The 16,818-nt window shown below is 56.9% G+C and carries 16 protein-coding genes; 7 read left to right on the forward strand and 9 right to left on the reverse strand.

Annotation, left to right across the window (positions count from 1 at the left end):
* Positions 1-10: 10 nt before the first annotated feature.
* A complete protein-coding gene (locus QUE75_RS10295) occupies positions 11-1,423 on the reverse strand; it encodes a cytochrome P450 (protein WP_041654913.1) in 1,413 nt (470 codons plus the stop codon).
* A gap of 14 nt (positions 1,424-1,437) precedes the next feature.
* Positions 1,438-1,758, reverse strand: coding sequence for a 2Fe-2S iron-sulfur cluster-binding protein (locus tag QUE75_RS10300; RefSeq protein ID WP_008170311.1), 321 nt, complete (start codon positions 1,756-1,758; stop codon positions 1,438-1,440).
* Between the two features lie 129 nt (positions 1,759-1,887).
* Between QUE75_RS10300 and QUE75_RS10305 the strand changes: the two genes are divergently transcribed.
* A complete protein-coding gene (locus tag QUE75_RS10305; RefSeq protein WP_014422290.1) occupies positions 1,888-2,955 on the forward strand; it encodes an AraC family transcriptional regulator in 1,068 nt (355 codons plus the stop codon).
* A gap of 45 nt (positions 2,956-3,000) precedes the next feature.
* Here QUE75_RS10305 and QUE75_RS10310 read toward each other — a convergent pair whose 3' ends face one another.
* Positions 3,001-3,615 (reverse strand): TetR/AcrR family transcriptional regulator, encoded by a 615-nt coding sequence (locus QUE75_RS10310; RefSeq protein WP_014422289.1) that lies wholly within the window; start codon positions 3,613-3,615, stop codon positions 3,001-3,003.
* Positions 3,616-3,873: 258 nt separating this feature from the next.
* Between QUE75_RS10310 and QUE75_RS10315 the strand changes: the two genes are divergently transcribed.
* The 5 genes from QUE75_RS10315 to QUE75_RS10335 are packed head-to-tail and all read left to right on the forward strand — an operon-like array spanning position 3,874 to position 9,864.
* Entirely contained in the window at positions 3,874-4,359 is a 486-nt protein-coding gene (locus QUE75_RS10315; protein WP_014422288.1) for a PaaI family thioesterase, read from the forward strand.
* Entirely contained in the window at positions 4,356-4,847 is a 492-nt protein-coding gene (locus tag QUE75_RS10320) for a PaaI family thioesterase (RefSeq protein ID WP_014422287.1), read from the forward strand. The genes QUE75_RS10315 and QUE75_RS10320 overlap by 4 nt, the downstream gene beginning before the upstream one ends.
* A complete protein-coding gene (locus QUE75_RS10325) occupies positions 4,837-5,739 on the forward strand; it encodes an alpha/beta fold hydrolase (protein ID WP_014422286.1) in 903 nt (300 codons plus the stop codon). The genes QUE75_RS10320 and QUE75_RS10325 overlap by 11 nt, the downstream gene beginning before the upstream one ends.
* A gap of 46 nt (positions 5,740-5,785) precedes the next feature.
* A complete protein-coding gene (locus tag QUE75_RS10330; RefSeq protein ID WP_227510245.1) occupies positions 5,786-6,829 on the forward strand; it encodes an efflux RND transporter periplasmic adaptor subunit in 1,044 nt (347 codons plus the stop codon).
* Positions 6,826-9,864 (forward strand): efflux RND transporter permease subunit, encoded by a 3,039-nt coding sequence (locus QUE75_RS10335; protein ID WP_058091239.1) that lies wholly within the window; start codon positions 6,826-6,828, stop codon positions 9,862-9,864. Before QUE75_RS10330 ends, QUE75_RS10335 begins: the two co-directional genes overlap by 4 nt.
* 281 nt (positions 9,865-10,145) lie before the next feature.
* Here the strand turns inward: QUE75_RS10335 and QUE75_RS10340 are convergent, their stop codons facing one another.
* The 5 genes from QUE75_RS10340 to QUE75_RS10360 form a co-directional block, all read right to left on the reverse strand.
* Complete coding sequence (locus QUE75_RS10340; RefSeq protein ID WP_058091238.1) at positions 10,146-11,231, reverse strand: aldo/keto reductase; 1,086 nt, start codon at positions 11,229-11,231, stop codon at positions 10,146-10,148.
* An 84-nt stretch (positions 11,232-11,315) separates the two neighbouring features.
* The gene (locus QUE75_RS10345) at positions 11,316-12,122 is read right to left on the reverse strand and encodes a dienelactone hydrolase family protein (RefSeq protein WP_008170335.1); all 807 of its coding nucleotides are present in this window, start codon (positions 12,120-12,122) and stop codon (positions 11,316-11,318) included.
* Positions 12,123-12,200: 78 nt separating this feature from the next.
* Positions 12,201-12,767, reverse strand: a complete 567-nt coding sequence (locus QUE75_RS10350) for a TetR/AcrR family transcriptional regulator (protein WP_008170337.1) — start codon at positions 12,765-12,767, stop codon at positions 12,201-12,203.
* A gap of 43 nt (positions 12,768-12,810) precedes the next feature.
* Positions 12,811-13,479, reverse strand: coding sequence for a cupin domain-containing protein (locus QUE75_RS10355; protein WP_008170339.1), 669 nt, complete (start codon positions 13,477-13,479; stop codon positions 12,811-12,813).
* 63 nt (positions 13,480-13,542) lie between these two features.
* Positions 13,543-14,163 carry a glutathione S-transferase family protein gene (locus QUE75_RS10360; RefSeq protein ID WP_041654905.1) on the reverse strand — a complete coding sequence of 207 codons (621 nt, stop codon included), beginning with the start codon at positions 14,161-14,163 and terminating at the stop codon, positions 13,543-13,545.
* Positions 14,164-14,841: 678 nt separating this feature from the next.
* On the opposite strand from QUE75_RS10360, the gene QUE75_RS10365 reads away from it, so the two are divergent.
* A complete protein-coding gene (locus tag QUE75_RS10365) occupies positions 14,842-15,801 on the forward strand; it encodes an AraC family transcriptional regulator (protein ID WP_286249846.1) in 960 nt (319 codons plus the stop codon).
* A gap of 1 nt (position 15,802) precedes the next feature.
* On the opposite strand, the gene QUE75_RS10370 is transcribed toward QUE75_RS10365, so the two are convergent.
* On the reverse strand, positions 15,803-16,741 hold the full coding sequence (locus QUE75_RS10370; protein ID WP_318036573.1) for a LysR family transcriptional regulator: 939 nt from the start codon (positions 16,739-16,741) through the stop codon (positions 15,803-15,805).
* Between the last annotated feature and the right edge of the window lie 77 nt (positions 16,742-16,818).

A 16,818-nucleotide genomic window follows, 5' to 3' on the forward strand; every position in this document is an offset into this window, starting at 1 on the left:
AGCCTGTTCATTAACTTTTTGGTGTCAGCTGGACCATCAGCTCCGAATAGCCCCGCACGAAGTTGGACTGCACGCGCTCCGGCTCGCCGACGACTTCGATCTTGTCAAAGCGTTTGAGAATCTCTTCCCATAGGATACGCAGTTGCAATTCGGCCAGGCGGTTGCCCATGCAACGGTGAACACCGTAGCCAAATGACATATGGTTTCGTGCGTCCTTGCGATCGATAATGAAGTGATCGGGGTCTTCGAACTTGCGCTCGTCACGGTTGCCCGAGGCGTACCACATCACAACGCGATCGCCCTTTTTGATGGTCTGGCCGCCCAGCTCAACATCTTGCTTGGCGACTCGGCGCATATAGGCCAGCGGCGTTTGCCAGCGGATGATTTCCGACACCATGTTCGGAATCAGTTCCGGTTTTGCCTTCAGTTTTTCGAGCTCCTTTGGGAATTCGTTCATGGCCACCAGGCCACCACTCATTGAGTTGCGAGTGGTATCATTGCCGCCAACGATAAGCAGCGTCAGATTGCCGATAAACTCCATCGGGCGATTGATCAGATCTTTGGTGTCGTCGTTGCTCTGTAGCAGGCTGATCAAATCGAAACCGGGCTCTTCGCCCGCCGCGCGGCGCGCTTCCTTATCCCTCCAGAGCCTGGAGAAGGACCAGGCCATGTCAGCCGCGTCGTCAAACATGATCTCTTCATCGGCATACTCGCCGCCGGTTGCCGATGCTGCCCCGGCCATCCGATCCGACCACTCAACCAGCTTGTGACGTTCCTCGTAAGGAAAATCCAGAAGGGTTGCGAGCATGCGACCGGTGAGTTCCTTCGATACAGTGGGCACCCAGTTGAAGGGCTGGCCCAGAGGCAGGCTGTCAAGCACATCGCCGGTACGCGATCGGATCAGCTCCTCCATTTCCTTCAGGTTCTTCGGTGCCACCACGCCTTGAACCGAGCTGCGCTGCACATCGTGTTTTGGCGGATCCATGGCTATGAACATTTCCACCGACAGCCCCTCTGGAGGGTCACCCAGAATGATTTGCGGCTCGGCGGAAAACAGGTCGTGACTCTTATCCACGAACATGATGTCTTCAAAGCGAGTCACCGACCAGAAGGGGCCGAAGGGGCTGTTCTTCTGGTAATGGACCGGAGCCTCATCACGCAACCGTTTGAAATAGGCGCGCCACTGATCCTGCCGATATAAAAACGGATTGCTGACATCGATGTCCTCAAGGGCCAGCGTGTTAACGTCCGGGATGGCTGATTCAACAAATTCGGGCACGGGCCGGCGTGGGCCGAAGGCCTTCTTCTTGGCGCCCATTAACAGTTTCAGCCCCTGGATCTGCCTGTGCATCGGCACCACCCTGGAGGTAGCATTAATCACTCGGGACTGAATGTCGTCAAATGTTTTGGACAGTGTTGGCATGCGTCCTCCTATGATCACATCTGGAACTCGGGTAAATGCACGGTCATGCCGTCCATTTCATCAGTAATGACCACCTGGCAGCCCAGGCGCGAAGTGCTTGCCCGCTCCGGGGTCATTGACAGCATTTGCTCTTCCTCACCACCAGGCGTACCTGTCTTTCTGAACCAATCGTCCGAGACGATCACGTGGCAGGTACCACAGGCACACTCTCCCCCACAATCCCCGTCAATACCGGGAATCAGATTGTCAACGGCGATTTGCATTACCGAGGAACCAGCTTTGAATTCAGCAACATGTTCAGTTTGATCATGTTCTATAAAAGTAATCTTGCCCATTATTGTTCTCCTGCCAGTAGTGTTCAGTAATAGATATTGTCTGTCTGACGACACTCCTGTCAGGTCATTTCTTGACAAGCTGAGGTCATTTAAAGACAAAATGACGATCATTTAGGACGGGGAAGATCGATGATGACGACGCAGAAGACGGGTGATTTGCAAAAATCCGGTCCCGGTATTCCATCGAATTACTCACGGCTCATTGCACGTGAGCTCGATTTAACAGCCAAACAACTGCCACGTCTGCTGCTCGGCACCGGGCTTGGTGTGACGCAATTCCTGAGCGAGGAAAGCCTGCTTACCGCAGCGCAGCAGGTGCGGATTCTGCGCAACGCACTGGATTTGTCCGGCCAGCCGGAATTAGGGTTATGGCTAGGCAAGCGACTGACCCCGGCAACCCATGGTGCGATGGGATTCGTGGCCTACAGCAGCCCCGACTTTCTCACTGCGCTGCAAGCGATTCATACTTTTCTGCCCACGCGCGCGAGCTTCATCCAACTGCATTTGCGGCAAGTCAACGAGCGCCTGGAATGTATTCTGGACTACCAGGAGTCGCTGGACGATGACATACAGCGGTGCCTGTCGGATGCGATGGTTAAGGCCCTTTTTGAATTTGGCGAGTTTATAATTGGTCGCCCTTTGCATGAGGCTGAAATATGCTTCGCTCATCCTGAACCCCCGTATCAGGCAATGTATGCCGATTTTTTGCCCGGGCAGATTCGCTTTGATTGCGACCAGTTAAAACTTACGTTGCCGATGTCGTTGTGTCAGGAACCGAATGCCTCCGCCAATCACGAAAACTATCGTCTGGCCTTGCAACAGTGTGAATCGATGCTTGCGCAACTTCAGTCGGATAAACCGAGCTATCAGACCCAGCTGAAGATGATGATGTTGTCCCGACCGCCCGGAACGCTCAGTGAAGACGAAGCAGCAGCCTCGTTGTTCATGAGCAAACGCACCCTGGCACGCAAACTCAAACAGGAACGCAGCGGTTTTCGGAAAGTTCGCGACGAGATTCTGTCCCAGCAGACAGCGACCTACTTGCGTGACAGCCAGCTGTCAATCGAGGCCATTGCCGCGTTGATGAACTATCACGACAGTGCCAATTTCAGACGCGCCTTCAAGCGCTGGTTTGACCAGTCGCCTGAGCAGTTCAGGCAAAATGTCAGATCACAAACCGTGCATCCGCATGATTAGCGATCATAAACAGAGGCTACTTGCTTGCGTTTGTGAAGCCAGAACCTATGCCTGCCCCCCTTTATTGATCACACCGTCCATAGCGATCTGCCAGATCAAGTCGCCAATGGTGTCGAGTGAATGAGCCCCGTTCGGGTCGAACCAGGTTGCAACCCAGTTGAGCGCCCCAAGGCCGATCAGGCGAAGCAGGCGGCCATCAATATTCTTGCGGACCACGCCCTGCGCAATCATTGTTTCGAGGATACCGGCCCACAGGGACTCGTACTGGTCACGCAGTTCGATGATTTCCTCGCGAGCCTCCGGGCCCAGCGCCCGCCATTCAAACAGCAGCACGTAAACCGCGTCCGAATCGACCAACAGGGCTCGCAGATGCGCGTTGATACAAAGACGTAAACGCTCAACCGGGTCATCCGAACTGGCGTAAGCCGACTCGACCTCTGCGGTAACCAGGTCCACCCCCCGGCGCATCAGCTCGACAAGCAGCGCTTCCTTGCTGTTGTAACGATAATACAGACTTCCGGGCAGCATATTGCAGGCCTCGGCAATCTCCTTGAGCGACGTCCTTTCAAAGCCTTTCTCACGAAAAAGCCTGGCTGCGTTAGACAAAACGTCGCCCTGGTCGCCCAGTTTGCTTGGAGGAGCCATCTGTCTGTTAACCATCGCTTAAGTATCTCCTCAGCAAGCCAGTTCGTTATTCATCAGAGCGGCCACCACCTGACTTGTTACACTGATCGTACGCCATTGCACGGGTGGCGTGCCATTTGCCTCAACAGATTCTTGACTTTTGGTTGGTTAACCAACCAAAATCCAGCAACAATGTTATTCGGAAGAAACTGACATGGCAATGACATATGACAATCAGCTGTTTCCCGCCACTTCCGCCCCTGTGCGAAATGCAAACCGGGGTGGGCAGATCTGATGACGGAGTCGAACAGAGCTCAGCACAGTGACGCTGTGACGACGGCGTGGCAGTTCACCGAACAGGTTCCCCACGGCAGGGATCTGGGTATGCAGGTTGTCTCTGTGAACGGAAACCAGGTCTGCATGCGCCTGACCCCACAGCCGTGGATGTTCGCCGAAGAGGATACAAAAGAAATCTGCACCAGCGTGCTCTACTCGCTGGCCGACTCCGCCGGAGGCTTGGCGGTATTCGCGGGGGCCCTGGAGTTGATGCCCATTGCCACGCTGGATCTGCGCATGGATTATCTGCGGCCCGCCATCGGCGACCGTGCCCTCTTGGCGGTGGCCACCTGTCGTCATTTAACGGACGAGGTCGCGTTCATCCATTGCGACATCCTCAGCGAGAGCGATAGTGCACTGTTAGCGACGGCAAACGCCACCTTCATGCGCAACACCCAGGGCCAGCGATTCCAGGCCGGTGGACGAAAAAAGGAGGGCGCATGAGCACGACTGGCGATTCGGCACAACCCATCTCAGGCCCTACCGAAAGCGGGAAAGAATGTTCCGACTGGCAGGCTCTGCTGGAGCGCATTCCCTACGCACGGCACCTTGGGCTTGAGGTTCAACGCGACGATGTAGGTCTAGTGGTTCATATGCCGTGTCGTGAAGCGCTCATTGGCAACTTTATGCTACCCGCCCTCCATGGCGGCGTGCTTGGCGCCCTGATCGAACTCACCGCGCGGGTCGCTGCGCAAAGCCAGGATACCGACAAACGTTGCCCACGCATTCTCGACAGCCACATTAACTACCTCCGTTCCGCGCAGGCCCGATCGACGTTCGCCAGCGCCGAAATTGTTCGACAAGGCAGGCGGAGCAGCCTGGTCCGGGTGACCTGCTGGCAGGGCGATAAGCGCAAACCGATCGCCAGCGGTCAGGTTCAGTTGTTGCTCCCGACAGTGGCGGCCAAAGAAGCAGATCTTCATGAACAATAAGCACAACAACCCTGAACGCGACCAATTCCAGGCGCCGGATGGCGCGGAGATCGCACTGTGGCGCTGGCCGCAATCCAAAGCGCGCCCCACGGTGCACTGGGCGCATGCAACGGGTTTCCATGGCCGCCTGTACCGCCCCCTCCTTGATGGGCTTGCCACGGACGTCAATGTCCTGGCCTGGGACATGCGGGGGCACGGGGCCAGCGCCGGTGCGGCGAACTTTTCGACATTCCGGGGCTGGGAAACCTACTATCGCGACATGACCGCTCTGCTGGGTAGCCTGGACGAGCCGGTCTGGCTCGCCGGCCATTCTATCGGTGCCACCACCAGCATCATGGCCGCTGCCCGACGGCCAGACAAAGTGCTGGGCCTGATTCTGGCGGAACCGGTGATCATGGATCCGGGGCAGGGCCTGAAGTTGTGGCTGGCCAAGCTGCTACGCCAGTCACATCGGTTGTCACTGGCCGCCGGAGCCGCACGTCGGCGCCGGGTATTCGACTCGCACGCTGCTGCGCTGGACAACTATCGGGGCCGCGGTGGCTTCAAGACCTGGCCCGATGCATGGCTGGAGGCCTACATCCAACACGCTTTTCTGCCGCAGGACGATCAAGTTCGCCTGGCGTGTGCGCCGGAGTGGGAGAGCACCACCTTTGCCCATACCGAACACAACCCCTGGCCCGGTATTCGTCAGTTGCGGTGCCCGGTTATCGCGCTGGCGGCGGAACGCGGGTCAACCTTCTCGCCGGCGGCGCAAAAACGTCTGCAGACCTTGTTGCCCTCGGCTGACGTGAGGGTTCTTGAGGGTACGACTCATTTTCTGCCCATGGAACAGAAGGAAGCCGTTCGCGATGCCATCCTGCAACTTGCTTTGTCCAGACACCGCGAGAACTGATACCCACACCTTGATTTTGCCAATCGGGACACCTGCCATGCGCTGTATGCTGACACTGTTTATCTCGCTGCTCATTCTGTCTGGTTGTCAGCAGTCTTCGGAACCGCCCCCAGAGGCCCGCGCCCCTATCCCCTGGGTAAAAACAGTTGAACTAAAGGACGCCGGCCCAACAACGCACAGATTTTCAGGAACCCTGCGAGGCCGCCACGAAGTTCCTCAGGCCTTTCAGATCGCCGGTCGGATTCAACATCGTTACATTGATGCCGGTCAACGCGTGGAAAAAGGCGACTTACTGTTCAAACTCGATACACGAGACCTTGTAGCAACGGCGGAGGGAGCCGCCGCGGATCTGAAGCGTGCAGAAGCGGCCCTGGCAATTACCACCAATGAGCTCCAGCGCCAACAGCAACTTGTGGGGCGTCAGTTTGTCAGCGAACAAACCCTGCAACGCCTTGAATTGGCAGAGCGTGAGGCGCGCAGCCAGGTGCAAACGGCTTCTGCACGCAATCAGCAGGCTCAGAATGCCCTGGGGTATGCGGAACTGAAAGCCGCCCATGCAGGCGTGGTCACTGAGGTCATCGTTGAACCCGGCCAGGTTGTGGGTGTCGGTCAAACCCTTGCCGTTCTGGCCGAAGATCAATCGCTGGAAGTCGAGGTTTTTTTGCCAGAGGGCAGTAGCCCGCCCAGGCGCGGTTATGTTCCTTTACCCAATGGCGAACAGCTTGCTGTGAGCCTGAGAGAGATTGCCGGGGCTGCCGACCCGGCAAGCCGGAGCTGGCGTGCCCGATACAGCCTGGAGGGGCCCTACCCCTCATCTTTAACCCTGGGTTCGGTGGTGAGTGTCCAGTTAGCACAGAAGCAAACCGCGCCCAGCCATCGCGTACCGCTGGGTGCCCTCGATGAGAGAGGGCAAACGCCGCAGGTCTGGTTGGTCTCCGATGGCACGGTGAAGCCCCTTGCGGTCGAGGTGATCGATCTGGGTGAAGAGTATGCGCAGATCAAGGCCGATATCAACGCGGGAACGCCCATCGTCGCGTTGGGGACACACCTGCTCACGCCTGGCATGGCGGTGCGGGAGCTGGCTCAATGAGCTTACCGAATCTTTCCGCGCTGGCAGTGCGCGAGCGTTCGGTCACCCTCTTTTTTCTTTTGCTGTCCGTTGTTGCCGGTTTCTACGCGTTCTCCTCCCTTGGTAGGGCGGAAGACCCTGCGTTCACCGTCCGGGCGATGGTGGTTTCTGTCGTCTGGCCAGGAGCAACCCCTGAGGTGCTGCAGAATCAGGTCGTGGATCGTCTGGAAAAGCGAGTTCAGGAGGTGGCGTATACCGATACCATTGAAACAACCATCCGGCCCGGGCAGGCCGCCATGGTTATCCGATTCCAGGATTCTACGCCCAGCGAAAAAGTGCCGGACCTCTTCTATCAAGTCCGCAAACGCATGCTCGATGAGAGGCCCAATCTGCCCCGGGGTGTGATCGGCCCCATCGTCAACGATGATTTCGCGGATGTGTATTTCTCCCTGCTGGCGCTGACGGCACCCGGGATGCCAATGCGTGAACTGACCCGAGAGGCAGAATCGATACGGGATCGCTTGCAACGGCTGCCCGGCTTGCAAAAAGCACAGCTCCTGGCGGAGCGTCCTGAGCGGGTGTATCTCGAATTTGATCAGGACCGGCTCAACAACCTCGGTTTGTCGGCAGAAGAGGTGTTGCAGGCGATAGAGGCCAACAACCGTCTTCAGCCTCTTGGCTTTGTTGATCTTGCCGGCCCGCGGGTTTATGTCCGCAGCAACATCGACCTGTCTGACCTTGAGCGCCTCACCTCAGTACCTCTGCGTATCGGAGACCAGCTTATCACCGTGTCTGATCTGGCCGAGGTGCGTTTAGGTTATGAAGATCCTTTGAGCTACATCGTCCGCTCCAACGGTGAGGATGCGATCCTGTTAGGTGTCGTCATGCGCGCGGGTGAAAATGGCCTGGAGTTTGGTGAGCGGCTGCGCGAGTTTGTCAGTGCCGAACAGGGCAGGCTGCCGCTGGGAATGTCAATACAGACCCTGACCGATCAGGCGGAAGCCATCACTCAGGCGGTTGATCTTTTTCAGGTCAAGTTTCTGGTTGCGTTGGTCGTGGTGATGGGGGTTAGCATACTGGCGATCGGTCTGCGCGCGGGTTTGGTGGTGGGCATTGCGATTCCTGTGACCCTCGGCCTGACTTTCTTGTTGATGAAAATGGCGGGCATAAACCTGGACCGCATCACCCTGGGTGCGTTGATTATCGCACTGGGTCTGTTAGTGGACGATGCGATCATCGCCATTGAAATGATGATTGTGAAGATGGAGAGCGGCTGGGACCGGGTACGGGCAGCCAGTCATGCCTGGAGCGTAACAGCCGCGCCCATGCTGTTTGGAACGCTGGTGACGGTGGCCGGATTTGTTCCCATCGGATTTGCCCAGTCCGGAGTGGGAGAATACACCGGCAACATCTTCTGGGTGCTCGCTTTTTCGTTGTTGATTTCCTGGGTGGTGGCGGTAACTTTTACGCCTTATCTGGGCGTCAAGCTCTTGCCCGATTACACCGGGCATACGGGCCAGGACCTCTACCAAAGCGCGTTTTATCAGCGGTTGCGTAGAGTGATCACAGCGTGTGTACAGTACCGGAAAACCGTCGTTTTTATCACAGTGGGTTTGCTGGCGATCAGTGCTTTCGGGATGGCAACCCAGGTGCAGAAGCAATTTTTCCCCAGTTCTGATCGCCCCGAAGTTCTGATCAGTGTCTACGCTCCGCAGGGGAGCGCTATTGCCACCACGGATCAAAGTGTCAGACGCCTGGAAGCGATTCTGATGGACATGCCGGAGGTGAAAAGCCTTTCCGCTTACATCGGTGCCGGTGCACCCCGATTCTTCGTATCGGCCAACCCCGAGCAGCCGGACCCGGCATTTGCCAAGTTGATTGCCATTGGGCAGGACGTTGAAGGGCGCGATCGCATCATCTCGGCGCTGGAAACCAGAATCGCGGCGGGTGAATTTCCGGAGGCACGAGTGCGGGTGACGCGTTTGCTGTACGGTCCCCCGGTGGTCTGGCCGGTCAGTTTTCGTGTGCTGGGTCCGGAATCCGATCAACTCAGAGAGATCGCGCACCAGATCCGCACTCTCATGACCGGGCATCCGAATATCGTCATGCCGCATCTCGAATGGGATGAGCGTGTGCCCACTCTCTATCTTGATATGGACCCGGAAAACCTGGGTTGGATGGGCCTGACCCCGGCGGAAGTTGCCCGGCAACTGCAGTTCCAACTCCGCGGAGTGGCCGTCACCGAACTGCGCCAGGGCATAAGGAGCGTTCAACTGGTGGCGCGTAATGCCCGTGGCGAAGTGATCATGCCGGAAGATCTTGAGATCAAAACCCGCGACGGCCGCAAACTTTCCGTACAGCAACTGGGCAAGTGGCAGGTTCGTTACGAGGACCCCGTCATAAAGCGTTACAACCGTGACCCCTTCCTGGCCGTTCAGGCCGATGTAGAAGGTGCCCAGCCACCGGATGTTACCAAGGAGATATGGAGTGCGATGACGGGCCTGCGCGAACAGTTGCCGGAGGGTTACCGTATTGAAATCGGCGGTACGGTGGAACAATCAGCCAAAGCCAATGCTTCAATCCAGACATTACAACCGGTGATGTTGGCGTTGATGCTGATCTTTATCATGCTTCAGATGCGTTCCTTTATCGGCACATTGACTGTTCTTGCCACCGCGCCACTGGGTCTGATCGGGGCTGTGCTGGCTTTGCTGCTGTTTAATCAACCCTTTGGCTTTACCGCGCTGCTGGGGCTGATTGGCCTGGGCGGCATCCTGATGCGAAATACCATGATTCTGACGCAGCAGGTGCAGGACAACTTCAAAGCAAGGATGGCTGCCCGGGAAGCCGTTGTCGAGGCGGCAGTCCAGCGTGCCCGACCCGTGGTACTCACCGCCCTGGCGGCCGTTCTGGCGTTTGTTCCTCTGACCTTTGACCTGTTCTGGGGGCCGCTGGCTTATGTCCTTATCGGTGGCGTGGCGGTCGGCACTCTGATCACGCTATTGTTTGTGCCGGCGCTTTATGCTCTTTGGTTTCGCTTACAGATGGAAGATTGAGGTAGGTTTGAATGAGCGCCAATTTTGTTAGCAATTACATTTCACTTAAGTCTTCCAGGAAGGTGATTGAGTTCTGAAATAACCCTTAGACACGACCTGTTTTGCCGCCAACACCAGAACCGGTAAAGTCAGGTGTTGAAGCAGCCAGGAGAGTCGTCGAAGTGGCCAGTAGGCACGGACGTCTAAGTTTTGACAGCATTAACGGTTTTTCCAGCATAGCGGCTGCGCCGTCGGGGCGCAGCACGATGTGAAGGTTGGGTTGGGTTGGGTCGGTTTTGGAATCAGGACTCGGTAGAGTTTCGGTACCCGGCCATCATTGCCATCATCCAGCCCGGGTACTCCTCGGGCAGGCGGCTGACTTCATCCAGGGCTATCAGTTCATCGTCGGACAAGCGGATTTGGGCCGCGCGGATATTGTCCCTGAGCTGCTCGGGCCGCTTGGCGCCAACGATGATGCTGGTCACAGGCTTCTGGTGTAGCAGCCATGACAGGGCAATCTGTGCCACATTGACCGGTTCGCCGTCGATCTGTTTGCCATCGGCAATCTCCCGCATAACCTTGATGACTTCGCTGCCCCGCTCGCGGTTGACGGGTGGAAAGTCAAACTTGGCGCGCCGGTTTTCTTCGGAAACGTCCGGCCCCTCGTATTTACCGGACAGGTAACCCCCGGCCAGTGGGCTCCACACCATCAGACCAACGTTCTCAGATTTCAGCATCGGAATAATATCCCGCTCCAGATCGCGACCTACGAGGGTGTAGTAGGCTTGCATGGATATGATCGGGCACAGGTTGCGGGCCCGGGTGATGCCGATGGCTTTCATCACTTGCCAGGCGGCCCAGTTGGACAGGCCCACGTAACGCACATGGCCTTGCTGCACCAGGGTGTTCAGTGCCTCCAGAGTTTCCTCGATCGGCGTGGCCGGGTCAAAACCGTGGATCTGGTACAGGTCAATATAATCCGTTTGCAGGCGCGCCAGGCTCGCCTTGCATTCGCTCATTATATGGCCGCGGGAAGCACCACGGGCATTGGGGCTTGCGCCCATGGGGCCGAGCACCTTGGTCGCCAGCACCACATCTTCGCGGCGAACGCCGAGATTCTTCAGGGACTGGCCGACGATGCGCTCACTGGCGCCGAAACCATAGATGTTGGCGGTATCGATAAAGTTGACCCCCGCCTCCAGGGCGATCTTCACGAGTTCGTCGGCCTGTTCCTGCTGCAACTGGCCGATCAGGCCCCAGATGTCCTCATCGCCGCCGAAGGTCATGGTGCCCAGGCACAGTTCGGATACGAACAGCCCCGAGTTGCCCAGCGACTTGTAGCCTGGACGATTGTCTCCATCGAACAGTGGTAAACTCTCAGTTGCCATGTTGCACCTCATCATGCTTTTCGGTTGGTGTTCCAGAATTCACTGTAAATACTGCCGGTTTCGGTTTGTTTGCACTCGCTTGTGTTACTGGGTGAAGATGGCCTTGTAGAAACGCATGGTGCCATCCCAGGAACGGCTGGCAGCCTCTTCATCATAACCAACCGGCATGCCGAACTCCTCGGCGATCTTGTCGGCGCCTGGGTTGGTGAATGAGTGCAGTACTCCGGGAAAGCTCACCAGTGTCAGGTCGACTTCGGCATCCTGCATCTCCTTGACCAGGCCCGCGACCTGATCCGAGGGGACCAGCTTGTCGGCACCGCCGGTGTACACCTGGATCCTGGCTTTCACGGACTCGGGTTCAGCCGTGAGGGGGCTGCCGAGCGCGCCGTGGAAGCTGACAACGCCGTCCAGATCGACGCCCATGCGCGCCATGTTGAGAACCACGGCGCCGCCAAAACAATAACCCTGTGCCGCAATTCGGGACGCATCAACACTTTCGTGGTTCTTCAGGATGTCCATCGCCTTCATGAAGCGCGCCTTGACCTGACTCATGTCCCGAGTGGCTTCCTGCATGAACTTCTGGGCGGTATCGGGATGGTCGGCTTGTTTGCCAGAGCCATACATATCCAGCGCAAACGCCGTATAGCCGGCCGAGGCAAGTCGTTCTGCCTGATTCCGGGCAAATTCATTGTGCCCCCACCATTCATGGACCACCAGAACCCCCGGACGCTTTTGCCCGAATTCATCATCCCAGGCCATGTAGCCGGTGAAGGTCTCGTCGCCGACTTGATACTCGATGGTTCTGGTTTGCGTTTCTGCCAGTACCTGCGTACTTGCAACAGTGAGTGACAGCGTGGCTGCTGCCAGTGCTGTTTTCAGGGTGCTCATCATCTGTTTGCTCCTTTTCGCTCGTTATGAGTCAATTTGCGTAGCGATTCTGTACATCAAAGCGCGATTCCTGTCCCGTCGTTACTGGCAGCGGGCGCGCAGCAGTCGCGTTGCGGCATCAAACACGGCGAGGTCTTCTTCGGTGCGCGCGGCAAGGTGGGCCCCTTCCAGCATCGCCAGGGTCGCCTGCGCTTCATCGGCGGGACCCAGGATGGCCGAGACGGATCCATCCCTTTGTCCCAGTTCAAACGTTGCCGTAATCCACTGCAGAACCATTGCGCGAACGGCGCCGACTCTGGCAATAACGGTGTCGGACAGGCTTTCGCGGCAGGTCGAAAAGGCAACGCACAGACACACGGTCTGGCCATCATGCAACGCCCCGCGGTACAGGGCAATGAGTGCCTTGAGGCGCGCGCCAGCGCTGGCATGGGCTGCGTCTATCTCGGTCAGACCCTGCTGCAGACTGGTCTGATAGCGCTCGATCAAGGCTTCGGAGAGCTTCGCCTTGGTGGGGAAATGATAATGGATCGAGGCCTTTCGAATGCCGATGGCCTCGGCCAGATCCGCGTAGCTGAACCCGTCAAAGCCCCGTGACCGGACGGTGTGCTCGGCAAGATCCATCAGGGCTGTTCTGGTATCACGGTTCATGGTTGTTCACCTGTCTGCCTTTTCAATCCCGCTATTGCCGGGCTTATACCCTCGGTGCCCCGGCAAATCGCAGGTGCCCCGTTTTCATCCAGATCTTGGCGCCGTCGTCCCCGGCCGTCACGGACAACCTGTGTCCTTCAGGGAGGCGCAGCCAGTCATGCCTGGCCAGCACCTCGCCATCCCTGATAGCCGAACCTTCGACCACCAGCAGTTCGATTCCGCCGGGCGCCTCAGAGGTCAGTGTCGCCCCCGCATCGAGCTGGCTGTAGGTCACGATCTCACGATCGTCCTCATGCAGCTTTGCGGTGGCAACGCCGCCCACTGGGGCGCCCAGCTCGGCCTCCATATTCTTGCTGAACTGGGTGCGGTCGGCCAGGTCGAACTGCCACAGTTTCACAAATATCGTACAGCCCGTTTCAGAGCCCGGAATATGTGACGTGGTTGGGGGGTTGCGCACGTAGGTGCCAGCAGGGAAGTCACCGTGCTCGTCCTGGAACACGCCATCGAGTACGATGAATTCTTCTCCACCGGTATGGGTATGCGCCGAGAAATGACTGCCCGGCGCATAACGCACGATGGTCGTGGCGCGGGCAACTTCGTCCCCGATCCGGTCCAGCATGCGCCGCTCCACCCCTTTCATGGGCGAGGGCTGCCATTCAATCTGGTCGGAATGCATAACCACCGGTTTGGAGAAATCTGCATTAATCTCCATGATATTCCTCCCTTTTGTGCCCTTCATGTTTTCAGCGCTTGCATTAAATCCGAAGGTTTCGGATTACCCGGCAATTGAAGGACGGGCTGCGACTTTTGCGCGCCAGGCCTGGAGATTGGTCAGAGACTCGGGAATGTCAACCTTCGCGAAATCCGCAAACCCCAGGCCGGCAAAGGCGGTGATGTCTGCGACCGAGAAGCTGTCGCCTGCGAGAAACTCGTTGTCCGCCAGAACGCTGTCAAGGTAGGCCATGGTTGCGCTGGCAATTTCTTTCTGTTTATTACCCCACTCAGCGCATTGCCAGGTTTCCAGATCCGGACCAAGCCCCGGGGTCGCGTGGTGGAAATAGGCACCCACGGCGTTCATCAGACCGTTTTCTGCCCGCAGATTCATCATTGCGATACGGGCACGCTCCGCTGGGGTTGTACCCATAAGGGACGGACCATCAAAGACGCCGTCGATATATTCGGTGATGGCATTGCACTGGGCGATGCAGGTGCCGTCGTCAAGTTCCAGCATGGGCACGGTGGCATCCGGGTTTTTCGTCTTGAACGCCTCGGAACGGTGCTCGCCGCCCATGACATCGACCGGGACGAATTCCACCTGGTTTGTTGCGCCTTTTTCTGCCAGAGCGATGCGAACGCGGAGCGGGTTCGGGAAGCCTTCGATATCGTAGATTTTCATTGATTGCCTCTGTTGGTCATTAAACATGCGCCAATTAATCTACCTATTAGTAGGTAGATGTGCAAGAGGCAATTTGATTGTTCTGCTTTTCTTTGCGCTGTTGACAAGACATTCCAAACGCCAAGAACAGCCCGGGCCTTCTTGCAGTACATAGCCAAACCAAAAAGCCAGCTTCTCAGTTAGACGATTTGATAAATATCGAAGTGTTTTTGTTGAAAGAAGCGTGTGCGAAAGAGCAGCCGTGAATGTTCGCTTATGTTTAATTACGCCCCCTACTGCCAAGGCTTGTTGGTTGCCTCCAATCTTACATACCATTCCAGCGAACGCCGAATTTAGCACTTCGTGTGGAAACCCGGATGAGTGCCCTATTCTCCAATTCGCTCTAAGCCGGTTTAGCAATGTGTATGGATTTTCGAGAGTAAGTCATTGAAAAACTTGGCGCAAGTTTAGTGCTTTGTGTGTTCGTCCAAATGTCTCTGGCTAAGATAGCGAGCCTGGTATTGCAGACGGTATCCGGTTGCTGAGGAAACGTGCCTGTTTCTGCCAAGTCACCTTCGACTGAACTATGCGAGTTGTCGATTTCTACGCCGTCATTGCCTGATTCTACAGAAAAGGCAAAAACGCCCCTACGAATCTGCTGCGCAAAGAATATACTGCCAGACAAAGGGAGAAGCATCGATGACCGCCAAAATTCCAGAGATTTCCGCAGACCCTACAGCCAGTCTCCAGCAACAGCTGGCTAGCACTGCCGGCCGGTGGACACCCCTGCAGGGCGTGCAGGGGTCCGCCATTGAAGGCTTAGATTTAATTCGGTGCGACCAACCTTCCAATACCGGCCCGAGCGTTTATGAGCCGTCACTGTGTTTCCTTATTCAGGGCACCAAGACCATCGAACTTGGTGATCGGCAAATCACCTATCGGCCCCTTTCCTACCTGGTCACGTCGGTTCCTTTGCCGGTGTCGGGAAGCATCGAGACAGCTTCGATCGACCATCCCTATCTGTCGGTCAGGCTCAAGGTTGATCGTCATGACGTCGCGGAACTGGTGATGGAGCTCGGCGACAAAGCGCCCGCGCCAGACCCCGACGAGCTTTGCACGGATACCTTGTGCGGACTCTGTGTCACGATGATGGATGGGCCTATGCAGAACGCGCTCTACCGGCTTCTGCAACTATTGGATTCGCCCAGTGATATTCCCGTGCTTGCGCCCCTGATCCGTCGAGAAATCATTTATCGGGCGTTGATGGGTGAAAGAGGGTCAAGAATGCGAAAATTTGCGGCCGCAGACACCCAGGCAAACCGGATCTCCAAGGTGATTTCGACACTGAAGGACCATTACGCTGAGCCCCTTCGAGTCGGCCAGTTAGCGGAATCGGCCAACATGAGCGAATCAACGCTGTACCACAATTTCAAGCAGGTTACGCGAATGTCGCCACTGCAGTTCCAGAAAAAGCTGCGCCTGCATGAGGCGCGCAGGCTCATGCTGATGGAAGGACTGGAGGCGGCAACTGCCAGTTATCGCGTGGGCTATGAGAGTCCATCTCACTTCAGCCGGGAGTACAGCCGTTTGTTTGGCGCACCGCCAAAAACCGATGTTGCACTGCTACAAGGGGCGAGAGAAACCGCGGACTCTGCTTAACCTACGCAATCCTTTTTGCGATACGCGGCGCCGCAAAATCAATAAACGCCCGCAGTTTCTGCGGAATTAAAGCCCGCTGCTCATAGACAAACTGAACAGGCAGAGGCGCCGGTTCCCAGCGCTGCAAGATCGCTTCCAAGCGCCCGGCTTTTATCCCGGGTGCCGCTTGATAAGACAGCACCCGAGTGATGCCAAGGCCCGCCTCTGCGGCGTCAAGGGCGGCTTCGGCCGTATTCACATGAAGACGTGCGTTAACGGGAATCCGGAGGGTCTTTCCGTCCGTTTCGAAACTCCAGGCCTGATCCGCTAGAAACTGGTCGAAGACGATGCAGGAAGCCGTCTCAAGGTCGTTTGGCGCTTTGGGTTCACCGTGGGTCTCCAGGTAAAACCGGCTTGCACAAACGATACGACGCACCTCCCCTACCTTACGCGCAATCAGGCCGCTGTCTGGCAGTGGACCAATTCGAACGGCCATGTCGATGTGTTCCTCGCTGAGGCTGACTGGCCGGTCGATGAGCTGCAGCCGAACGTTGATGTCCGGATAGCACTTCAGAAACTCAGTGACCACCGGTAGCACATGCATGCGCCCGAAGACAATCGGTGCCGTTAGGGTCAATGTTCCCCTGGGTGCTGAAAATTCGCCTGAGGCCCCCCGCTCAATCTCAGCGACGTCGTCAAGAATCCTGCGGCATGCGGCCACGTAGGCAACCCCGGTATCCGTCAACGTCAATCCGCGGGGAGAGCGCAACACCAACTCGGCCTTCAGGTCGGCTTCCAGCTCAGATATCCGTCGACTCACGGTAGCAACGGGCATTCCCAACGCCTTTGCGCCCGATGAAATGCTGCCCTTATCAACCACTTTCACAAGCATAGCCATCGTTTTCAGTCGGTCAGGCATAGCGCATCGTGCCTCTCTGTGGGTTTCTCTTAAGCCTTCCATTGAATGGAAATCAAGGTTCCAAAATTACCGTCTACTGCATGTTTATGGAAAACCTTACCCTTGATGAGCAACAAATG

The sequence above is a fragment of the Marinobacter shengliensis genome, from assembly GCF_030297115.1.
Taxonomy (GTDB): domain Bacteria; phylum Pseudomonadota; class Gammaproteobacteria; order Pseudomonadales; family Oleiphilaceae; genus Marinobacter; species Marinobacter shengliensis.

What these genes read in the sequence shown, in the direction of transcription:
- QUE75_RS10295 (WP_041654913.1), bottom strand. Translation starts at nt 1,423, where the DNA reads ATGCCAACACTGTCCAAAACATTTGACGACATTCAGTCCCGAGTGATT.
- QUE75_RS10300 (WP_008170311.1), bottom strand. Translation starts at nt 1,758, where the DNA reads ATGGGCAAGATTACTTTTATAGAACATGATCAAACTGAACATGTTGCT.
- QUE75_RS10305 (WP_014422290.1), top strand. Translation starts at nt 1,888, where the DNA reads ATGATGACGACGCAGAAGACGGGTGATTTGCAAAAATCCGGTCCCGGT.
- QUE75_RS10310 (WP_014422289.1), bottom strand. Translation starts at nt 3,615, where the DNA reads ATGGTTAACAGACAGATGGCTCCTCCAAGCAAACTGGGCGACCAGGGC.
- QUE75_RS10315 (WP_014422288.1), top strand. Translation starts at nt 3,874, where the DNA reads ATGACGGAGTCGAACAGAGCTCAGCACAGTGACGCTGTGACGACGGCG.
- QUE75_RS10320 (WP_014422287.1), top strand. Translation starts at nt 4,356, where the DNA reads ATGAGCACGACTGGCGATTCGGCACAACCCATCTCAGGCCCTACCGAA.
- QUE75_RS10325 (WP_014422286.1), top strand. Translation starts at nt 4,837, where the DNA reads ATGAACAATAAGCACAACAACCCTGAACGCGACCAATTCCAGGCGCCG.
- QUE75_RS10330 (WP_227510245.1), top strand. Translation starts at nt 5,786, where the DNA reads ATGCTGACACTGTTTATCTCGCTGCTCATTCTGTCTGGTTGTCAGCAG.
- QUE75_RS10335 (WP_058091239.1), top strand. Translation starts at nt 6,826, where the DNA reads ATGAGCTTACCGAATCTTTCCGCGCTGGCAGTGCGCGAGCGTTCGGTC.
- QUE75_RS10340 (WP_058091238.1), bottom strand. Translation starts at nt 11,231, where the DNA reads ATGGCAACTGAGAGTTTACCACTGTTCGATGGAGACAATCGTCCAGGC.
- QUE75_RS10345 (WP_008170335.1), bottom strand. Translation starts at nt 12,122, where the DNA reads ATGATGAGCACCCTGAAAACAGCACTGGCAGCAGCCACGCTGTCACTC.
- QUE75_RS10350 (WP_008170337.1), bottom strand. Translation starts at nt 12,767, where the DNA reads ATGAACCGTGATACCAGAACAGCCCTGATGGATCTTGCCGAGCACACC.
- QUE75_RS10355 (WP_008170339.1), bottom strand. Translation starts at nt 13,479, where the DNA reads ATGGAGATTAATGCAGATTTCTCCAAACCGGTGGTTATGCATTCCGAC.
- QUE75_RS10360 (WP_041654905.1), bottom strand. Translation starts at nt 14,163, where the DNA reads ATGAAAATCTACGATATCGAAGGCTTCCCGAACCCGCTCCGCGTTCGC.
- QUE75_RS10365 (WP_286249846.1), top strand. Translation starts at nt 14,842, where the DNA reads ATGACCGCCAAAATTCCAGAGATTTCCGCAGACCCTACAGCCAGTCTC.
- QUE75_RS10370 (WP_318036573.1), bottom strand. Translation starts at nt 16,741, where the DNA reads ATGGAAGGCTTAAGAGAAACCCACAGAGAGGCACGATGCGCTATGCCT.